This is a genomic window from Streptomyces sp. NPDC002785, assembly GCF_040295565.1.
Classification (GTDB): Bacteria; Actinomycetota; Actinomycetes; order Streptomycetales; family Streptomycetaceae; genus Streptomyces.
This window is the reverse complement of the sequence record NZ_JBEOVN010000382.1, coordinates 1-2,870: the sequence shown is the minus strand read 5'-3', so window position 1 is coordinate 2,870 and position 2,870 is coordinate 1. Positions and strand designations below refer to the sequence as shown.

Here is a 2,870-nt window from a genome sequence, read left to right as displayed (position 1 = left end):
ACACCACGTGATCATTCCGGGGCCGTCGCCATGCCCGGAAGGCAGATCACGACCGTCACGCATCACGCATGATCAGCCACCCGACAGGCTCTCAGAAGGCACAACCAGTTGAAGGGCGGAGATCATGACGCCGGATGTCCAGGAAAGCAGCGCCCCCGGCAGCTTCCACACCACCGATTCGCTGCCCGTCCCCCGCAGACGGGCGTCCTGGCGCGAAGCCCTGTCCCGGACGTTCGGCGCCATGGACATGAACGCCTCCGACGAGGTGTTCTCCGGCACGATCCGTACGGCGCCACTCGGCCGGCTCCAGGCCGTCACCGTGGACGGCGACTGCCTGTCCGTCCTGCGAACGCGCCGACACGTCACGCAGGACGGTCAAGAGGAGTCCGTGGTCGTCAAACTGCTGGACAGAGGAGTCGCCCGACGGGAGCAGGACGGCCGTGAAGCGCTCCTTGGACCAGGGGACATCTTCGTCTACGACATGGCACGCCCCCGTCCGGCTGAATCTTCCCCACGAAGTCCCTCATCCTGCCAAGAGAGGTTCTAGGCCTGAGCGAGTCCGACATGGCTCACGTCACGGCCTCCCCGCTCGGCCCCGACACGCCGCTCGGCGGTCTACTCTCGCCCTTCCTGGCCAGGCTCGTGGACGGCGCCGGAAACTACCCGCCGCGCACCAGCGAGCTGATGGCCCGTAGCGTCGTGGACCTGCTCGGTGTGCTGGTCGACGAAGTTCTCGGCCGGTTGAGCGCGGACACACCCGGCAGGAACCGGGCACTGCTGCTGCGCATCCAGGCGTTCATCGACCGTCATCTCGTTGGCGGCCGGGATAGCCGGGCGGCGGCCGCCCTTGCTGCCCTTCGCCTCGGCGGCCCGTGGTCCGTCGTAGGTCAGCTCGCGCTGGAGGTCTCGCTGGAGTTCGCCGGCGGCGGTCAGGGTCTGGACCATGAACTTCACGTCCCCGCCCGGCCTTCGGCGGGCGTCACCCCGACTTGTTCATCGCGTCGGCCGTCTCCTGCGTCTCGGGCATCACAGGCCCCGCGGCAGCATCGAATGCGTGGGTCACCTCTGGTGCAGTGCCCTTCACCAGCAGGCGGCGGGCCCGCTCCTCGTAGCGGCGGTCGGTGGCCGTGAGCCGGCTGTGGTGCTGGGCGAGATGCTCCGACCATGAGGCGACCAGGTAGTTCTCGATGAACCGCTCGGGGTCGTTGCCGTCCTGGTAGAGCCCCCAGGTGAGGGCTCCCGTGCGCCGACGTGAACGGGCCACATCGTCCATGCAGTCGGTGAAGGCTGCCCGATTCCCGGGGTCGACCCGGTAGACGACGGAGACCAGTACTGGGCCGTCGGCCGGTCCGGGCTCGAACACCAGGGGCGGAACGGGCCAGTGGTCGGACGGGCTCGGGTCGATGGCGTCCGTGCCGTGCAGCGGCCAGCGGCGCACGCTCACCGCGCCGGCCAGGAGCAGTCCGCTGCCGGCCAGGAGCGAGACAGTCAGTCCCAGTCCATCGGCCAGCGCACCCCACACAGGTGCCGCCAGGGCCTGCCCACCCTGGAAGACCAGGAGGTACACGGCGAGTCCCCGGGCCCTTACCCAGCCGGGCAGCCTCGTCTGGAGGGCCGCGTTGAGGATGGACAGCACGCCGATCCAGGCCAGTCCGGCGGGCAGCAGCACGACCACCGCGAGCCACGGGATCCGGACTGTGGCCAGTACCGCCAGTACTCCGGCGAAGACGAGGGCGCCTGCGGCGAGAGTGCCGTTGACGCCGAGAGCGCGGCAGACAGCCGGCAGCACGAAGGTCCCGCCGACGGCACCGACACCGACCGCGCCGAGCAGCAGTCCGTACCCTCCCGAACCCAGGCCCAGGGAACGGCTCGCGACCAGGGGAAGCAGCGACCACAACGCGGCTGCGCCGGGTATGAACAGCACTGTGCGCAGCAGGACTCGGCGGACTCCGGGCGCGTACCACACATAGCGGCGGCCGGCGTGCAGGGCCGTCAGGAACTTCTCGCCCTCAGCCGTGGGCGCCTGGGCCAGCGGTCGCTTCCAAAGCGTGAGAACGGCGGCGATGCCGAGGTAGGAAGCGGCGTTGAAGGCGAAAACCCAGCCCGCGCCTGCTGCCGCGACCACCGCTCCGCCCAGGGCCGGGCCGAGGGCGCGGGCCAGGTTCATGTTCACGCCGCCGAGTGCGGCCGCCTGTCCCAACTGGCTGCGTTCCACGAGCTCCGGCTGGATCGCCTGCCAGGCCGGGCCCATCAGAGCGGTGCCGCATCCCAGCAGGAACGTGAGGCTGAGCAGCAGCCCCGGAGTGAGCTCATCCGCGAACGCCAGGACGGTCAGCACGCTGGAGATGGCGAGCATGGCGAACTGCGCGGCCAGCAGCACCCTGCGGCGGTCGTAACGGTCGGCCAGCACGCCCGAAGGCAGGGCCAGCAGCACGACGGGGAGGCTGGAGGCGGTCTGAACGAGCGTCACCAGTGCGGCATCCTGCCCGACCAGCAGCCACTGTGCGCCCACGGTCTGCATCCAGCTGCCGATATTGGAGACGAGTTGCGCGATCCACAGCGCGCGGAAGACACGCGCTGCGAACGGGGCCCAGGCCGAATTCGGTCGTGGGCGGTCTTTCGGTGACACTGCGGTGCTCATGCTGGTCCATACCGGAATGAGGATGCGGACACCTTGCATCCGGCAATGTCTCAGGCGCCGTGCGGGCATAGCCGATGCGACTGTAGGGGCGGGCGGCGGAAGGCGGTTGACCGAGGGCGCACCGCCTGTGGCCCCTGAGCGCAGTGCACGGCAGCTGGCCGGGGCCGGCCTGCGCAACGTTCCGCGCCCCTGAGCGGGGTCCGGATACGCCTGAGCCCCCTGATTCAGG

The 2,870-nt window shown here is 69.8% G+C and carries 2 protein-coding genes and 1 pseudogene; 1 reads left to right on the top strand and 2 read right to left on the bottom strand.

The annotated features are described in order from the left end of the window. Positions 1-124 precede the first annotated feature (124 nt). A complete protein-coding gene (locus tag ABTZ94_RS37170; protein WP_351207829.1) occupies positions 125-547 on the top strand; it encodes an AraC-like ligand-binding domain-containing protein in 423 nt (140 codons plus the stop codon). A 68-nt stretch (positions 548-615) separates the two neighbouring features. Here the strand turns inward: ABTZ94_RS37170 and ABTZ94_RS37165 are convergent. Continuing rightward, a pseudogene (locus ABTZ94_RS37165) lies at positions 616-954 on the bottom strand (hypothetical protein); the annotation flags it as partial. A 25-nt stretch (positions 955-979) separates the two neighbouring features. Further along, positions 980-2,641 carry an MFS transporter gene (locus tag ABTZ94_RS37160; RefSeq protein ID WP_351207827.1) on the bottom strand — a complete coding sequence of 554 codons (1,662 nt, stop codon included), beginning with the start codon at positions 2,639-2,641 and terminating at the stop codon, positions 980-982. Positions 2,642-2,870: the final 229 nt, after the last annotated feature.

Excerpts from the sequence above, each read along its gene's own strand:
- ABTZ94_RS37160 (WP_351207827.1), bottom strand. The coding sequence starts at position 2,641 with ATGAGCACCGCAGTGTCACCGAAAGACCGCCCACGACCGAATTCGGCC.
- ABTZ94_RS37170 (WP_351207829.1), top strand. The coding sequence starts at position 125 with ATGACGCCGGATGTCCAGGAAAGCAGCGCCCCCGGCAGCTTCCACACC.